This window comes from Serratia sp. NA_112.1, assembly GCF_052691715.1.
The window spans coordinates 1-16,073 of record NZ_JBQZFO010000013.1; the positions used below are offsets into that span (position 1 = coordinate 1).

At 54.4% G+C, this 16,073-nt stretch carries 15 protein-coding genes; 7 read left to right on the forward strand and 8 right to left on the reverse strand.

The annotated features are described in order from the left end of the window. The 3 genes from ACUTQ5_RS19460 to mdtD all read left to right on the forward strand — a co-directional run. A partial coding sequence (locus ACUTQ5_RS19460; protein WP_445652584.1) for a hypothetical protein occupies positions 1–272 on the forward strand: 272 nt, incomplete at its 5' end. A gap of 31 nt (positions 273–303) precedes the next feature. Further along, positions 304–993, forward strand: coding sequence for a FadR/GntR family transcriptional regulator (locus ACUTQ5_RS19465; protein WP_445652585.1), 690 nt, complete (start codon positions 304–306; stop codon positions 991–993). Between the two features lie 58 nt (positions 994–1,051). After that, positions 1,052–2,467, forward strand: coding sequence for a multidrug transporter subunit MdtD (gene mdtD, locus ACUTQ5_RS19470; protein ID WP_445652586.1), 1,416 nt, complete (start codon positions 1,052–1,054; stop codon positions 2,465–2,467). Here mdtD and rbsR read toward each other — a convergent pair. From rbsR to kup, 7 genes are all read right to left on the reverse strand, one after another. Then, complete coding sequence (gene rbsR, locus ACUTQ5_RS19475) at positions 2,464–3,465, reverse strand: ribose operon transcriptional repressor RbsR (protein WP_445652587.1); 1,002 nt, start codon at positions 3,463–3,465, stop codon at positions 2,464–2,466. The two genes, mdtD and rbsR, sit on opposite strands and share 4 nt — an antisense overlap. A 5-nt stretch (positions 3,466–3,470) precedes the next feature. Further along, entirely contained in the window at positions 3,471–4,397 is a 927-nt protein-coding gene (gene rbsK, locus ACUTQ5_RS19480) for a ribokinase (RefSeq protein ID WP_445652588.1), read from the reverse strand. A gap of 67 nt (positions 4,398–4,464) precedes the next feature. Further along, the gene (gene rbsB, locus ACUTQ5_RS19485) at positions 4,465–5,352 is read right to left on the reverse strand and encodes a ribose ABC transporter substrate-binding protein RbsB (protein WP_445652651.1); all 888 of its coding nucleotides are present in this window, start codon (positions 5,350–5,352) and stop codon (positions 4,465–4,467) included. Between the two features lie 23 nt (positions 5,353–5,375). Continuing rightward, complete coding sequence (gene rbsC / locus ACUTQ5_RS19490; protein WP_442232695.1) at positions 5,376–6,341, reverse strand: ribose ABC transporter permease; 966 nt, start codon at positions 6,339–6,341, stop codon at positions 5,376–5,378. 6 nt (positions 6,342–6,347) lie between these two features. Continuing rightward, positions 6,348–7,853, reverse strand: coding sequence for a ribose ABC transporter ATP-binding protein RbsA (gene rbsA, locus ACUTQ5_RS19495; RefSeq protein ID WP_445652589.1), 1,506 nt, complete (start codon positions 7,851–7,853; stop codon positions 6,348–6,350). Positions 7,854–7,860: 7 nt separating this feature from the next. Beyond that, entirely contained in the window at positions 7,861–8,280 is a 420-nt protein-coding gene (gene rbsD, locus ACUTQ5_RS19500; RefSeq protein WP_445652590.1) for a D-ribose pyranase, read from the reverse strand. Positions 8,281–8,470: 190 nt separating this feature from the next. Continuing rightward, entirely contained in the window at positions 8,471–10,339 is a 1,869-nt protein-coding gene (kup, locus tag ACUTQ5_RS19505) for a low affinity potassium transporter Kup (RefSeq protein WP_445652591.1), read from the reverse strand. A 283-nt stretch (positions 10,340–10,622) separates the two neighbouring features. Here kup and ravA point away from each other — a divergent pair, with 283 nt between their 5' ends. After that, positions 10,623–12,131, forward strand: coding sequence for an ATPase RavA (ravA, locus tag ACUTQ5_RS19510; RefSeq protein ID WP_445652592.1), 1,509 nt, complete (start codon positions 10,623–10,625; stop codon positions 12,129–12,131). A gap of 2 nt (positions 12,132–12,133) precedes the next feature. Further along, positions 12,134–13,597, forward strand: a complete 1,464-nt coding sequence (gene viaA / locus ACUTQ5_RS19515) for an ATPase RavA stimulator ViaA (protein WP_445652593.1) — start codon at positions 12,134–12,136, stop codon at positions 13,595–13,597. 3 nt (positions 13,598–13,600) lie between these two features. Here viaA and asnA read toward each other — a convergent pair whose 3' ends face one another. Then, complete coding sequence (gene asnA / locus ACUTQ5_RS19520) at positions 13,601–14,593, reverse strand: aspartate--ammonia ligase (RefSeq protein WP_261152985.1); 993 nt, start codon at positions 14,591–14,593, stop codon at positions 13,601–13,603. Positions 14,594–14,748: 155 nt separating this feature from the next. Between asnA and asnC the strand changes: the two genes are divergently transcribed. Continuing rightward, positions 14,749–15,210 (forward strand): transcriptional regulator AsnC, encoded by a 462-nt coding sequence (gene asnC, locus ACUTQ5_RS19525; protein ID WP_004950461.1) that lies wholly within the window; start codon positions 14,749–14,751, stop codon positions 15,208–15,210. A 97-nt stretch (positions 15,211–15,307) separates the two neighbouring features. Continuing rightward, positions 15,308–15,748, forward strand: coding sequence for an FMN-binding protein MioC (mioC, locus tag ACUTQ5_RS19530; protein WP_445652594.1), 441 nt, complete (start codon positions 15,308–15,310; stop codon positions 15,746–15,748). Positions 15,749–16,073: the final 325 nt, after the last annotated feature.

Here is a 16,073-nt window from a genome sequence, read left to right on the forward strand (position 1 = left end):
CTCGAGGTGGCGTATATTACGCTTTTCACCCGAAGAGTCAAGCGTTTATTTCGCTTTCCTCTTTCCGACTGGGCGACTTGGTTCTCGTTAGAGGAGTCGTTGTTCCCGGTCAGTGGAGGCGCATTATAAGGAGTTCTCAGAAGGCCGCAACCCCTAAATGCAAAAAACTTTTCAAGCGCGGATTATTTCAACAAAGCGCTGCACAAGTCAGCGTTTTCGTCACTTTTTCCGGTAAACAGCCGCAAAAGCTGGCGATCCGTAGAGTAAAATAAGAGTAACAATGTCAGTTAAGGACTCGCAGCCATGCAATTTAATGCTCAACAACAGGCCGCCCAACGCAATCTTTCTTATCTGCTTGCAGAAAAACTCGGCCAACAAATTCTGGCTGGCGATTATCAGGCTGGCAGCATCCTGCCTGGAGAGATGGAACTGGGTGAGCAATTCGGCGTTAGCCGTACAGCGGTACGCGAAGCCGTGAAGATGCTGGCAGCCAAAGGTATGCTGTTACCCCGGCCACGCATTGGGACCCGGGTGATGCCACAAAGCCAGTGGAACTTTCTCGATCAGGATTTACTGACCTGGTGGATGACCAAAGAAAACTTCGATCAGGTCATGCAGCACTTCCTTATATTGCGTACCTCTCTGGAACCTCAGGCCTGCTCACTGGCGGCGGCCAATGCCAGCCATCAGCAAACCGCACGACTGGCTGAACTGATGGCGGAAATGCGCGCCCTGCATATCCAGTTCGACCGAGAGCACTGGATCCAGGTGGATACCCAATTCCACCAGCTGATCTATGAAGCCAGCGGCAACCCATTTCTAACCTCATTTGCCAATCTGTTCAGTTCGGTATATCAAAGTTACTTCCGCGCCATCACCGGCAACGAAGTGATTAAGCTCCAGCACCATCAGGCCATCGTCGATGCAATACTCGCCGGTGACAGCGCAGCGGCATTAACCGCCTGCCAGGTTTTGCTCAGAGATAAAGACTAACGCCCCCTGCTTATATATAGAAGAAAGGGACGAAGACGACAGTTAACCGGGACTCACAATGACCAGATCCGCGCGCAGTATGGCAGGGCTACCCTGGATCGCCGCCATGGCATTCTTTATGCAGGCTCTGGATGCCACCATCCTCAATACGGCATTGCCGGCGATAGCTCAAAGTCTTGAGCGCTCGCCGTTGGCGATGCAGTCGGCGGTTATCAGCTACACCCTGACGGTAGCGATGCTGATCCCGGTCAGCGGCTGGCTGGCGGATCGCTTCGGTACCCGCCGGGTGTTTATCATCGCGGTTTCTCTGTTTACTCTCGGTTCGCTGCTGTGCGCGCTTTCTCCGACGTTAAGCCTGTTGGTAACTTCACGAGTCATTCAGGGGGTCGGCGGGGCAATGATGATGCCGGTGGCGCGCCTGGCTCTGCTGCGCGCCTACCCACGCAGCGAGCTGTTACCGGTGCTGAACTTCGTAACCATGCCTGGGCTGGTTGGGCCAATCATGGGGCCGATGCTGGGCGGCTGGCTGGTGACCTACGCCACCTGGCACTGGATATTCCTTATCAATATCCCGATTGGCCTGCTCGGTATCTTCTATGCGCGTAAATATATGCCGGACTTTACTACCCCCAAACGGCGCTTCGACTTTATGGGCTTTATGCTGTTTGGGCTGAGTCTGGTACTGGTTTCCACCGGGCTTGAGCTGTTTGGCGAGCAGGTACTGGCCAGCTATATCTCGCTGGGTATTTTACTCAGTGGTGTAGTGATGCTGTTCGGCTACATCGTTCATGCTCGCAGGCACCCTCAACCGCTGATTGGCCTGGACCTGTTCCAGACCCGAACCTTCTCGGTGGGGATTGCCGGTAACGTAGCCTCACGGCTGGGGACCGGCTGCGTGCCATTCCTGATGCCACTGATGTTGCAGGTGGGTTTCGGTTACTCGGCGATTATTGCTGGTTGCATGATGGCGCCGACCGCGGTCGGCTCATTGATGGCGAAATCCACCGTCACTCAGGTGCTGCGCTGGTTCGGCTATCGCAAAACGCTGGTAGGCATCACCATGATTATCGGCGTGCTGATTGCCCAGTTCGCGCTGCAAAGCCCGGGGATGCCGCTGTGGCTGATGATCCTGCCGTTGTTCGTGCTGGGGATGGCGATGTCTACGCAATTCACCGCCATGAATACCATCAGCCTGGCAGATTTGAACGATGCCAATGCCAGCTCCGGCAACAGCGTGCTGGCAGTGACTCAACAGCTTTCAATTAGTTTCGGGGTGGCGATCAGCGCGGCGGTGCTGCGTTTCTATCAAACCATGTCACCGGGGACCATGGTCGATCACTTCCACTACACCTTTATTACCATGGGGATTGTCACCGTGACCTCGGCGTTTGTGTTTATGCTGCTGAGAAGAAAGGACGGCCGTAACCTGATCAGTGGCCAGGACCCGAAAAAACCGGTTAAAACTGCGGGCTAACGGTGACCGACCGAAGCACGCTCCACCAACTCAGGGGTCAACACCAGAACCTGGGCTGCGCGTTCCGGATTCTGCAGGCGGTTAATCAGTGTATCAATCGCCAATTCCCCCAGTGAATCTTTCGGTTGGTGAATGGTGCTTAACGGTGGCGCCAGATATTTGGCCAGTTCTATATCATCGTAGCCCATCACCGCCATATCCTGCGGCACCGACAAGCCGGCCTGATAAAGCGCCTGATAGGCACCTACAGCTACCGCATCGTTACCGGCGAATACCGCATGCGGGGGTTCAGCCAGTACCAGCAGTTGCTTCATGGCATCCACGCCGCCTTCAAATTCAAAATCGCAGTGCACTTCGTACCCCGGCAAAACGGCCAACCCGGCGCGCTGCATGGCTCGACGGTAGCCCTCAAGCCGATGGCGGGCGGTAGTTTTATCCTGTGGGCCGGCGATACAGGCAATCTTGCGATACCCACGGGCGATCAGATGATCGGTCGCCATCTCACCGCCCAGCAGCGAGTTATCCTGAATGATATCGTTGGCCCCTTCGAACGGCGCCCAATCCATCATGACTATCGGCAGCGAAGGATAGCGGCTCAGCGCGTCCTGCGATGGTCGATGATTTTCGGTACACATCAACAGCAAGCCATCGACGCGCTTTTGCAGCAGCGTTTCCATGTTGCGATTCATGCGTGCGGCATCTTCTTCGGTATTGCACAGGATCAGGCTGTAACCCCGTTCATAGCAACTGCGCTCAACGCCACGCACGACTTCGGCATAAAACGGGTTATTGCTGGAGGTCACCAGCATGCCGATGGTACGCGTTTGGTTTAGTTTGAGGCTGCGCGCCAGCGCAGAAGGCGCATAGTTCAGTTGTTCAACGGCCGCCATGACTTTGGCTCGCACGCTGTCGCTGACAAAGCGATTGTCATTAATGACGTGCGAGACAGTCGAAGTTGAAACGCCCGCCAGGCGGGCGACGTCTTTCATGGTGGCCAAAGGGATTACTCCTGCTGCTGCAAGAAAGTGTCGATCTCTTCGCGCCAGGGTACGGAAGGCTGCGCGCCAGGACGGGTCACCGCAATGGCCGCCGCCGCATGGGCAAAGCGCACGGCATCTGCCATCACTTTACCTTCCAGCAGCGCAGTGACCAGCGCCCCGTTGAAGGTATCGCCAGCGGCGATGGTGTCTACCGCTTTAACCTTGAAGCCGGGCACCAACTTACCCTTGCCATTCTCACTCAGCCAAACGCCACGGCTGCCAAGGGTGATAATCACCTTGGCAATGCCTTTATTATGCAAAGCCTGTGCGGCACGTGCGGCATCATTATCATTGTTGACTGCAATACCTGTCAGGCGTTGGGCTTCAGTTTCGTTTGGCGTAATCATATCGATCATCGCCAATAATTCGTCCGGCAGTTCACGTGCCGGCGCAGGATTGAGGATCACCTGAGTCTGATGCTGTTTCGCCAGGCCGGCGGCGGCGATAACCGTCTCCAGCGGCGACTCGAGCTGCATCAGCAGCGCGTCGGCATCGATCACATTTTGCTGATAGCGAGCCAGATAGTCAGGAGTCACTGCCGCATTGGCGCCGGCATCAATGCCGATCACATTCTCGCCTTCAGCATTAACAAAAATCAGCGCGACGCCGGTAGTGTTTTCGGCAATCGCTTCTATTGGTTGGGTATCAATGCGATCGGTCGCCAGCTGCTGACGAATGCGTTCGCCAATGTCATCAGCGCCCACGCAGGCGATAAAAGCGATATCCGCGCCGCTACGTCCTGCCGCCACCGCCTGGTTGGCACCTTTGCCGCCAAACGCCACTTTATACTGCTTCCCGATCACCGTTTCGCCCGGTTGGGGAAACTGCTCAATATTGAGGATATGGTCGGCATTGATACTGCCCAGAACCACCAGCTTACCTGTTGCCATCGCATTGATTCCTGAATTGCGCGCCATCATAAACGCCCCGTTTTGATGGCGCTGGTGCTACAGAGTGTTATTTGGTGACCAGCTTGAGATCAACCGGGACAGTGGCCGGCACTTTTTCGCCTTTCAACACTTTATCCGCCGTTTCAACACCAATCACGCCGATCTGATCCGGGCGCTGTGCCACGGTCGCCGCCAGTTTGCCGCCTTCAACCGCTTTCACGCCGTCAGCGGTGCCGTCGAAGCCTACCACGACCACGTCGGTTTTACCGGCAGTTTGCAGCGCACGCAGTGCACCCAGCGCCATTTCATCGTTCTGGGCAAACACCGCCTGCACGTCCGGATGAGCAGTCAGCAGGTTCTGCATCACGTTCAGACCTTTGGTGCGGTCGAAGTCTGCCGGCTGGCTGGCCAGCAGTTTGAATTTGTTCTGATCCAGCGACTGTTTAAAGCCTTCGCCACGTTCACGGGCGGCAGAGGTACCGGCGATCCCTTCCAGTTGGATCACTTTAGCGTCTGCGCCCACTTTTTTAGCGATAAAGTCACCGGCCATTTTACCGCCGACGCGGTTATCCGAAGCGATATGGCTGACCACTTCACCTTTGCTCGCGACACGGTCCAGGGTGATGACCGGGATCTTGGCCTGGTTGGCCATCTTGATGGCGTTGCCGACCGCATCGGAATCGGTTGGGTTAATCAGCAGCAACTTGGGTGCCTGCACCATCAGATCCTGCACGTTCGCCAGTTCTTTCGCCGGGTTGTTTTGCGAGTCCAGCACCACCAGGTTGTAACCCAGCTTATTGGCCTCCTGCTGTGCGCCCTCTTTCATTGAGACAAAGAACGGGTTATTTAGGGTAGAAACCACCAGCGCAATGGTGTCTTTAGCCAATGCGTTAGCACTCAGGGTGGCGCTCAGCGCGAAGGCTGAAGCCAAAATTGCCAGTTTTTTCATTTTCATCATCGTGATTCCTGTAGGGGAGGTTATTTGTTGCTTTTGTTCTCTACCAGAACCGCCAGCAGTATCACCACTGCCTTCACGATCATTTGGTAGTACGAAGAAACACCCAGTAAATTCAGACCGTTGTTCAGGAAGCCGAGGATCAGCGCCCCGATCAAGGTACCCACAATGCGGCCCTTGCCACCGGCCAGGCTGGTACCCCCCAGCACCACCGCGGCAATGGCGTCCAACTCATAGCCGGTACCGGCGGTTGGCTGCGCGGAAGATAGGCGCGCGACTTCGATCACCCCCGCCAGAGCCGCCAGTAATCCACAAAGCGAATAAACGATAATCTTCACTTTATCGACGCTGATGCCGGACAGACGGGTCGCCGCTTCGTTACCGCCCAGGGCATAAATATAACGGCCCAGACGGGTATGGTGCAGCATGTACCAGGCGGCGATAAACACGATCGCCATGATCCAGATTGGGGTGGGGACCCCCAGCGGGCGGCCGATACCGAACCAGCCGAAGGTATCGGCCACGTCGGTAAAGCCGGTATTCACCGGACTGCCGTTGGTGTACACCATGGTGACACCGCGCAATAGCAGCATCATCACCAAAGTAGCGATAAACGCCTGCACTTTACCTTTGGCTACGATCACCCCGGTACAGGCACCGACTGCCGCCCCCAATGCCAGAGCAGCCGCCACGGCTACCACCGCGTTAATTTCGAAACCGACGATCGATGCCGCCACCGCGCCGGTCAGCGCCAACAGCGATCCCACCGACAAATCGATGCCGGAAGTGAGGATCACCAACGTCATCCCCACCGCCATAATAGCGTTCACCGAGGTTTGCTGCAGAATATTGAACAGGTTGTTTAGGGTGAAGAAATTCGGGCTCATTGAAGAGACCACTGCGATCAGCACCAGCAGAGCAATCAGTGATTTTTGCTCTAACAGCCACTCTTTACTGAACCAGCGCTTTGCCACACTCTGGGAACTCATATCTGATTACTCCTGCTTTACGCCGTATTGCTTGCCAACGGCCGCAGCCATTAACGCTTCCTGGGTGGCCTGTTCAATCGGGAACTCACCGCTGAGATGTCCTTCGTGCATCACCAGGATGCGGTCACTCATGCCCAGCACCTCCGGCATTTCCGAAGACACCAGAATAATGCTCAGCCCTTCCTGCTTGAACTGGTTGATTAACTGATAGATTTCTTTTTTTGCGCCAACATCGACACCGCGTGTCGGCTCATCGAGGATTAGCACCTTTGGCCGCGTCATCAGGCCACGGGCGATCGCCACTTTCTGTTGGTTACCGCCGGAGAGCAGGCCAATCGGTTGTTCCATCGAGGGAGTCTTGATATTGAACAAACGGATGAAGTCGCCCACCGCCTGTTGCTCTTCCGCCTGTTTCAGGCTGCCACCGGCACGGCTGAAATAGCGCAGTGCCGTCAGCGACATGTTTTCCTTCACCGACATCCCCAGCACCAGGCCATCGCGCTTGCGGTCTTCGGAGATATACACAATGCCGTTCGCCAGGCCGTCCTGCGGAGAATGGGTAACCACCGGGCGGCCATCGAGGCTGACGGTTCCGGATTTGCGCGGCGCGGCACCGTAGATAATTTTCATCAGTTCGGTACGCCCGGCGCCCATCAGCCCGGCCACACCAAGAATTTCGCCCCGGTACAGGGTAAAGCTGACATCATCCACACCCGGGCCGGAAACCTGGCTGACCTCCAACCGCTTTTCACCGCGCGGTAGATTCAGGCGTGGGTACTGTTCCTCCAGCTTGCGGCCGACCATCATTTCAATCAGCGAATCTTCATGCAGCTCGCTGACTGGCCGCTCTGCGATAAACTGACCGTCACGAAACACCGTGACGTCATCGCAGATTTCGAAGATCTCCTTCAGCCGGTGCGAGATATAAACAATGCCACGCCCTTCGGCCTTCAGCTCGTTGATCACTTTAAATAAAGAGGCGGTTTCAGTGTCGGTTAGCGCATCCGTCGGTTCATCCATAATGATCACTTTGGATTCGAAGCTCAGCACCTTGGCGATTTCCACCATCTGCTGATCGCCGATCGACAGCTCGCCCACCAGCCGGTGGCTGCTGTAACTCAGGTTTAACCGCGCCAACAGCTTGTCGGCTTCGGCATACATGCGCTTCCAGTCGATGCGGCCAATACGGTTCACAAATTCGCGCCCGAGGAAGATGTTTTCCGCGATCGTCAACTGCGGGATCAGGTTCAGTTCCTGATGGATAATGCCAATACCTGCTTCTTGCGAATCCTTTGGCCCATTGAATACCACCTCTTTACCGAGAAAATACTGACTGCCGGCATCTTTGTTATAAATCCCGGTCAGCACTTTCATCATGGTGGATTTCCCGGCACCGTTTTCCCCCACCAGCGCCATCACCTTGCCGGGATAAACGCTGAGTGCGGCGCCGGAAAGCGCCTTCACGCCGGGAAAGGCTTTATCGATCCCTTTCAGTTGCAATAAAGGTTGCATAAATGCCTCAGAAAGTTACGCCGGCGCAGAGGATCACATTCGCATACGGCGAGCATTCCCCGCTGCGGATCACTGCCCGGCTATGTTCAGTTTGCGCTTTGAACGCACTGTGACTGATATAGCTCACGCTGATAGTATTGCCCTGGTGTTGGCCAAGTTCGGTCAGTTGAGCCAACAACGCACGATGGAGCTGCGGATTTTGTTTAACGATCTCTTCAGCCAGAATGGCGCTTTCTACCTGCATTTCCTGTGTCACCACCCCGACCACCTGCAAAAACGTCGGCACCCCCTGGGTCAGCGCCAGATCGATACGCTGCGTTGCTGCCGGAATAGGCAACCCCGCATCACAGATGGCGATCTGGTCGGTATGACCGAGGCGAGAAACCACGGCAGAAACATCAGCATTGAGTAGCACGCCTTTTTTCATCTTTTTCTTCTCACTCCACCAGCGAAACGTTTCGCTTGTGTCTGGAGTTTAAAAAAACGCCAACAGAAGGCAACCGGGACAGCGCAGAATTGTGATCGCCATCGAAACGTTTCGCTGGTGTTACCGAGAACATAGTTACCAAGAACATAAACAGAAAGGGCCCAGCGGTTGCTGAGCCCTTGGGGGGAAGTTAAATCTCGACCTGGGTTCCCAGCTCGATCACCCTATTAGGTGGGATCTCAAACTGGTCCGGCGCACGCAGCGCGTTGCGGCTCAACGCGATAAACAGCTTGCCACGCAGGAACAGGTACCACGGCCGTTTGGTCAGGATTAACGACTCATGCGACATAAAGAATGAGGTTTCCGTCATCCGGCACGGCAGCCCTTCCAGCCCACAGCGGTGGAACACTTCCTCCACGTTCGGCGTTTCACGCCAGCCGTAGCTGGCCACCACCCGCCAGAAGGTCGGCGAAAGCTGTTCGATGGTCACCCGCCGCACGTTATGGACGTAAGGGGCATCCTCGGTACGCAGCGTCAACAACACCACTCGCTCATGCAGCACCTTGTTGTGCTTTAGGTTATGCAGCAGCGCAAAAGGGATCACATTGATGGCACGCGACATAAAGACCGCAGTCCCCGGCACCCGTACCGGCGGTGATTTTTCCAGCGAGGCGATCATCGCCTCCAGGGAATTGCCGTGCTCGTGCATGCGGCGCAGCAGGCGGAAACGTTCGCTCTTCCAGGTGGTCATGATGATGAACATCACCAGCGCCAACATCAGCGGCAGCCAACCACCCGAGAACAGTTTCAGGGCGTTGGCGGAGAACATCGGGATGTCGATAATCAGCAGGACAACCAGAATGCCGACGGCGAAGAAACGGTTCCAGTGCCAATTTTTGATCGCCACCGAGGTCACCAGGATACTGGTCAATACCATAGTGCCGGTCACCGCAATACCGTATGCCGCCGCCAGATTGCTGGAGTGTTCGAAACCAATAATCACCAGCACGACCGATATATACAACGTCCAGTTAATCACCGGAATATAGATCTGACCGGATTCCATCTCCGAAGTATGGATGATGCGCATCGGTGACAGGTAACCCAGACGCACCGCCTGGCGAGTCAGTGAGAACACGCCGGAGATCACCGCCTGTGAGGCGATAACCGTAGCCAGCGTCGCCAGAATCAACAGCGGGATCAGCGCCCAATCCGGTGCCAGCAGGAAGAACGGATTTTTAATTGCCTCAGGATTTTTCAGCAGCAAGGCACCTTGGCCGAAATAATTTAGTACCAGCGAAGGCAACACCACGGTGAACCAGGCCAGACGGATAGGGAATTTGCCGAAGTGCCCCATATCGGCATACAGCGCCTCAACGCCGGTAATCGACAGCACCACCGCGCCCAACGCAAAGAACGAGACCTTCTTATATTCCATAAAGAAGTTCAGCGCCCATTTCGGGTTCATCGCCTGCAGCACTTCCGGGTTAGCGATGATGCTGCGCGCACCCAGCACCGCCAACACGATAAACCACAACAGCATCACCGGGGCAAACAGTTTTCCGACGCTGCCGGTACCGTGTTTTTGGATAGCGAACAGCAACGTCAGCACCAGAATGGATAAGGGGACGATATAGCCATCAAGCGACGGCGCAGCAATTTCCAAGCCTTCTATCGCCGACATCACCGATATCGCCGGGGTGATCACCACTTCGCCATAGAAGAAGCTGCCGCCAATCAGACCCAGGATCACCAATATGGACGTTGTCCGCGCCGAAGTCTGGCGCCCGGCCAGCGACATCAGCGTCAGTATCCCCCCTTCACCGGCGTTGTCCGCGCGCATGACATAGGTGAGGTACTTGAGGGAAACAATGATGATTAACATCCAGAAGATCAGCGAAAGAAAACCAAAAACCACGTCTGGACGAACATCGAAGCCGTAATGGCCGGAGAAACACTCTCGGAGAGTATAGAGAGGGCTGGTGCCGATATCACCGTAAACCACCCCAATTGCCGCCAGGGTTACCGCCGATAAGGACTGTTTATGCTCTGTGCTCATAATTCGTTTCTTTATTAGAACATCCGTTAGCGATGCATCCGCATCAGCCAGAGATACGGGCTCTAAGATCCGTTACGCCCACTAAAAGGCGCACAGTATGCACGATTTATACTGCTTGCCTATCCTTATATCAGACCTTAAAAATAAACAAAATGTGAACCAGCCACCCTTTTGATAATAGAAAAATTTTACTAATCAACAAGCTATACCATTAAAAATAATGGTGGTTTATCATCGGATTATCCACCAAGATTGGCTAACTCTCGGACAACACGACAATAATATGGCGCCCTCATCACTTCTGGCAGAACGGATTTCCCGCCTCAGCAGCGCACTGGAGAGCGGTCTTTATGAAAGGCAGGAAGCAATTCGCCTGTGTTTGCTGGCGGCGCTAAGCGGTGAAAGCGTGTTTCTGCTTGGCCCACCGGGCATTGCCAAAAGCCTGATTGCCCGTCGGTTAAAATTCGCCTTTCGCAGCGCGCGCTCGTTTGAATATCTAATGACGCGCTTTTCAACGCCGGAAGAAGTCTTCGGCCCATTATCGATCCAGGCTTTAAAAGATGAAGGGCGCTACCAGCGCCTGACCGCCGGCTATCTGCCCGAGGCGGAAATCGTCTTTCTGGACGAAATCTGGAAGGCCGGTCCGGCGATCCTCAATACCCTGCTGACGGCGATTAACGAACGCCGTTTCCGTAACGGTAATAATGAAGAACCTATCCCACTGCGGCTGCTGGTCACCGCCTCCAACGAACTGCCGGAAGCCGACAACAGTCTGGAAGCTTTATATGACCGTATGTTGATACGCCTGTGGTTGGATAAAGTGCAGGATAAACAGAATTTCCGCTCACTGCTGGTCAGCCGCCAGAACGAGAATGAAAACCCTGTGCCCGAAGCACTGAGCATCAGTGACGAGGAATATCACCAGTGGCAACCGCAGATCGACAAAATCAAACTGCCTGAAAATTGCTTTGAACTGATATTCCAACTGCGCCAGCGGCTCGATGCACTGGAAAGTGCCCCTTACGTTTCCGATCGTCGCTGGAAAAAAGCGCTGCGGCTGTTGCAGGCCTGTGCTTTCTTCAGTGGTCGCGATGCCGTGGCCCCGATCGATTTGCTGCTGCTGAAAGACTGCCTGTGGCACGACCTCAGCTCACTGAAACTGCTGCAACAGCAAGTTGAGCTATTGCTGAACGAGTCGGCCTATCAACAGCAAACGTTGCTGATCCAACTGCAACAGATCCATACCCGCTGGCTACAGCATCAACAACAGCAGAGCGATAGTCAGGCTATTACATTGGTAAAAAAGGGCGGCATGTTCAGCAGAAAGCCCCAGTTTGCCTTGGCAACGCCACTCGGTACCGGCACCCTGACCCTGTTGCTGCAAAAACCGCTGCAACTGCATGATATTCAGGTCAACCATCTGAGTATTGAAAACAGCGCGCTGGAAAACTGGCTGCAAAAAGGCGGCGACGTACGCGCCAAGCTGAACGGCATTGGTTTTGCTCAGCAGATTGACCTGGAAGTCGACGAGCAACTGCATCTGACGGTGTTGGACGTTAGCCGCCAGCCCTCTCTACTGGCCCAACCCGGTAAGCAGACCAGCGGCACGCCGCAGGCAATGTTGGACGAAATGGACCAGTTGGCGCAGCGCCTGGCAGAACAGCGTCGTTTGTTCAGCCAGCATCAGCCCAGCCTGTTTACCCCTGCCGCCAGGCTGGCAAAAATTGAGGCCAGCCTGTTGCAGGTGGCGGAACAAATCAAACAACAGCACCAGCAAATGCGCGGCCAGTAATTATGCTCAGCCTGGAAACTCTCGATCTGCTGCTGGCGATCACCGAAGGTGAGCTGATCGAGGAGATGATCATCGGCATGCTGGCGGCGCCGCAGTTGTCGATTTTCTTCAAAAAGTTTCCGGCCATCCGCCGGGCGCTGGATCGCGACCTGCCGCGCTGGAAGCTACAGCTGAAAGAACGCCTCCATGAGGCCATGGTACCACCCGCGCTGGCACAGGAATTCTATCGTTATCAACAGTGCCAGCTAGAGAACAACACCCAGTTCTTCCATAACCTTAACGACACCCTGGATCTGCTGCGCCAGCTGGTTTCCCCCTTTTATGAGCAGGCGCGCTCACTGGTGGACGCCGCCGATCTGCCCAATCATCCGCTGGACGACAGCTTCCAAACCCTGTTTCTGCAGCGCTGGCGCATCAGCCTGACGCTTCAGGCCACCATGATGCATCACCAACTGCTGGAACAGGAACGCGAACAGCTGATGGCGGAGCTGCAGGAACGTCTGGCGTTGAGTGGTGCACTGGAGCCGCTGTTGTCGGAAAACGACACCGCTGCCGGGCGACTGTGGGATATGAGTAAAGGCCATCTGCAACGGGGTGACTATCAACGGCTGGTGGAATACGGCAATTTCTTGCAGCAGCAACCAGAACTGAAAAAACTGGCACAGCAGCTTGGGCGCAGCTATCAGGCCAAGGCGGTGCAACAGCAGGACGCGTTGCCGGAACCGTTCCGCGTGATGGTACAGGTACCGGCCACACTGCCGGAAGAGGTCAGCGGCATTCACCAGAGCGACGATATTCTGCGTCTGCTGCCACCCGAGTTGGTCACGCTGGGCATTGAAGAGCTGGAATTTGAGTTTTACCGCCGCCTGCTGGAAAAACGGCTATTGAGTTATCGCCTGCAGGGCGATGTCTGGCAGGAACAGATCCATATCCGTCAGGTTACTTATCAGCAGCAGGATCAACAACCTCGCGGGCCGTTTATTGTCTGTGTGGATACCTCAGGTTCGATGGGCGGTTTCAACGAACAGTGCGCCAAGGCTTTCTGTCTGGCGCTGTTGCGCATTGCGCTGGCGGATAACCGCCGCTGCTACATCATGCTATTCGCCAACCAGATAGTGCATTACGAACTGACTGCCGCCAGCGGTATTGAGCAGGCGGTGCGCTTTCTCGGCCAGCATTTTCGCGGCGGCACCGATCTAGCGGCCTGCCTGAATGCCACGTTGAGCAAAATGACGGAAAGCGGCTGGTTCGACGCCGACGCGGTGATCATTTCTGACTTTATTGCCCAGCGATTGCCGGAAGAGATAATAAAGAAGGTTAAACAACAGCAGCAAAACCACCAGCAGCGCTTTCACGCAGTGGCGATGTCCAACTACGGCAAGCCCGGTATCATGCGCATCTTCGATCATATCTGGCGCTTTGATACCGGGTTAAAAAGCCGCTTGATGCGCCGCTGGCGGCGCTGAGTATTACAGCAGCCCTTCTACCGCCTCACGTACCTGAGGTGACCACACGCCGCACTGTACCTGCCCGATGTGCGACAGTTGCAGCAACAGCATCACCAGGCGTGACTGACCGATACCGCCACCGATAGTTTGCGGCATCTCGCCACGCAGCAGTGACTGATGCCATTCCAACGCCAGACGATCTTCATCACCGGTCTGTGCCAATTGACGTTTCAGCGCACTGGCGTCAACGCGGATCCCCATAGAAGAAAGTTCGAAGGCGTCCTGCAGCACCGGGTTCCATACCAGGATGTCACCGTTCAGGCCGGCCAACCCTTCGGCTGCTGGAGTGGTCCAGTCATCATAATCCGGCGCACGTACATCGTGTGATTTGCCGTGCGACAATTTGCCACCAATCCCCATCAGGAATACCGCGCCCAGCTCTTTGGCAATCGCCCGCTCACGGCCTTTGGCATCCAGTTCAGGGTAGCGTTGCAGCAAGGTTTCGCTGTGCACAAAATGGATTTGCTCCGGCAGGAACGGCGTTAAGCCGTATTCGCGGCTCACTTCCCCTTCTGTAGCCTTAATCGCCGCATAAATGCTGCGCACGGTGCTTTCGAGGTAATCCTGGCTGCGTTCGCCATCGCCCATCACCCGCTCCCAGTCCCATTGATCAACGTAGACCGAATGGATGGCGCTCAGACGATCTTCGTCCGGACGCAGTGCTTTCATATGGGTATACAGGCCTTCACCGGCGCCAAAGTCGTAGCTACCCAGTGTTTTACGCTTCCATTTGGCCAGTGAGTGCACCACTTCGAAGGTGGCGTCCGGCAGGGTTTTCACCTTTACCTGTACCGCTTTCTCGCTACCGGACAGGTTGTCCTGGGTACCATCTCCCAAACGGCTGAGGATCGGCGCCTGCACTTCAATCAGGCCAAGCTGTTGCTCCAACTGGCGGGAGAAAAAGGATTTAACCAGGCTGATTTGTTGTTGTTTTTGAATAAATTGTTTTTTCATTGCCGTATCTCTTATAAACCTGTCTCTGTTGATAACGATTAAGCAACAGAATGGCACTACAATTCAATATCCTATAATCAATATTGTCTTTTCAATTTTAATCGTTCATTTTGATGCGGTAATAATTCAACAATCAGCAATTAGTGAGGGATTAAATGGCTGAAAATTATCAGATCGATAATCTCGATCGCGGCATTCTTAATGCCTTGATGGAAAACGCGCGCACGCCTTATGCCGAACTGGCGAAAAATTTTGCCGTCAGCCCCGGCACCATTCATGTGCGAGTAGAGAAGATGAAACAGGCCGGTATCATCACCGGTGCGCGGGTAGACGTGAACCCCAAACGCCTGGGTTACGACGTCTGCTGTTTTATCGGCATTATATTAAAGAGTGCCAAAGACTATCCTTCTGCATTGAAAAAGCTCGAAAGCCTGGAGGAAGTGGTTGAGGCCTATTACACCACCGGCCACTACAGCGTGTTTATCAAAGTGATGTGCCGCTCGATAGATGCGCTGCAACAAGTACTTATCAACAAGATCCAGACGATTGACGAGATCCAGTCAACTGAAACCCTGATCTCGCTGCAGAACCCCATCATGCGTACCATTACCCCTTAGCCAACTATTTACTATACCCATATTATCCACAGGTAGATCCCAGCCGATTCACAGCGTACAATGCTGCCACTTTGAGAAGGTTGGGATCATTCATTTCATGGCAGACATTACTCTGATCAGTGGCAGTACGCTTGGCAGCGCCGAGTATGTAGCCGAGCACTTGGCTGAAAAGCTGGAAGCCGCAGGCTTTACTACCGAGACGCTGCACGGCCCTGAATTGGATGAACTGACCCTGTCCGGACGCTGGCTGGTGGTATCTTCGACCCATGGCGCCGGGGATTTACCGGATAACCTGCAACCGCTGCTGGAACAAATAGAAGAACAGCTTCCTGATTTATCTCAGGTGGAGTTCGGCGCAGTCGGTTTGGGCAGCTCTGAATACGATACTTTCTGTGGTGCGATCCAACGGATCGACGATCTTCTGATTGCTCGTGGAGCAAAAAGGATAGGCGATCGGCTCGAGATCGACGTGACTGAACACGAAATTCCTGAGGATCCTGCCGAGGAATGGGTGAAAAATTGGATTAATTTACTCTAATTCGTTCAAAGATCACCCGAACGATTGTGGATAACTATACTTAAAAGCAGGGTAAAACCGGTAGTTATCCCAATAACAACCTTAGGTCGCTTTTTGTCCTGTGCATAACATGCCATTTAGATCCCAGCTTATAAGCCGTAGGATCACCGATCATTCACAGCTAACGATCCTCCTTAATTAGCTGATCTCAATCGCGAATAATCACTTATCCACAGAAGATCGCGATCCTAATAAGAGATCTAATAAAGAGATCTTTAAATAAAAAGATCTTCTTTTAATTACTCAAGGATCCTGACCACTTGGTCGATCGACTAAACTTGAGTAG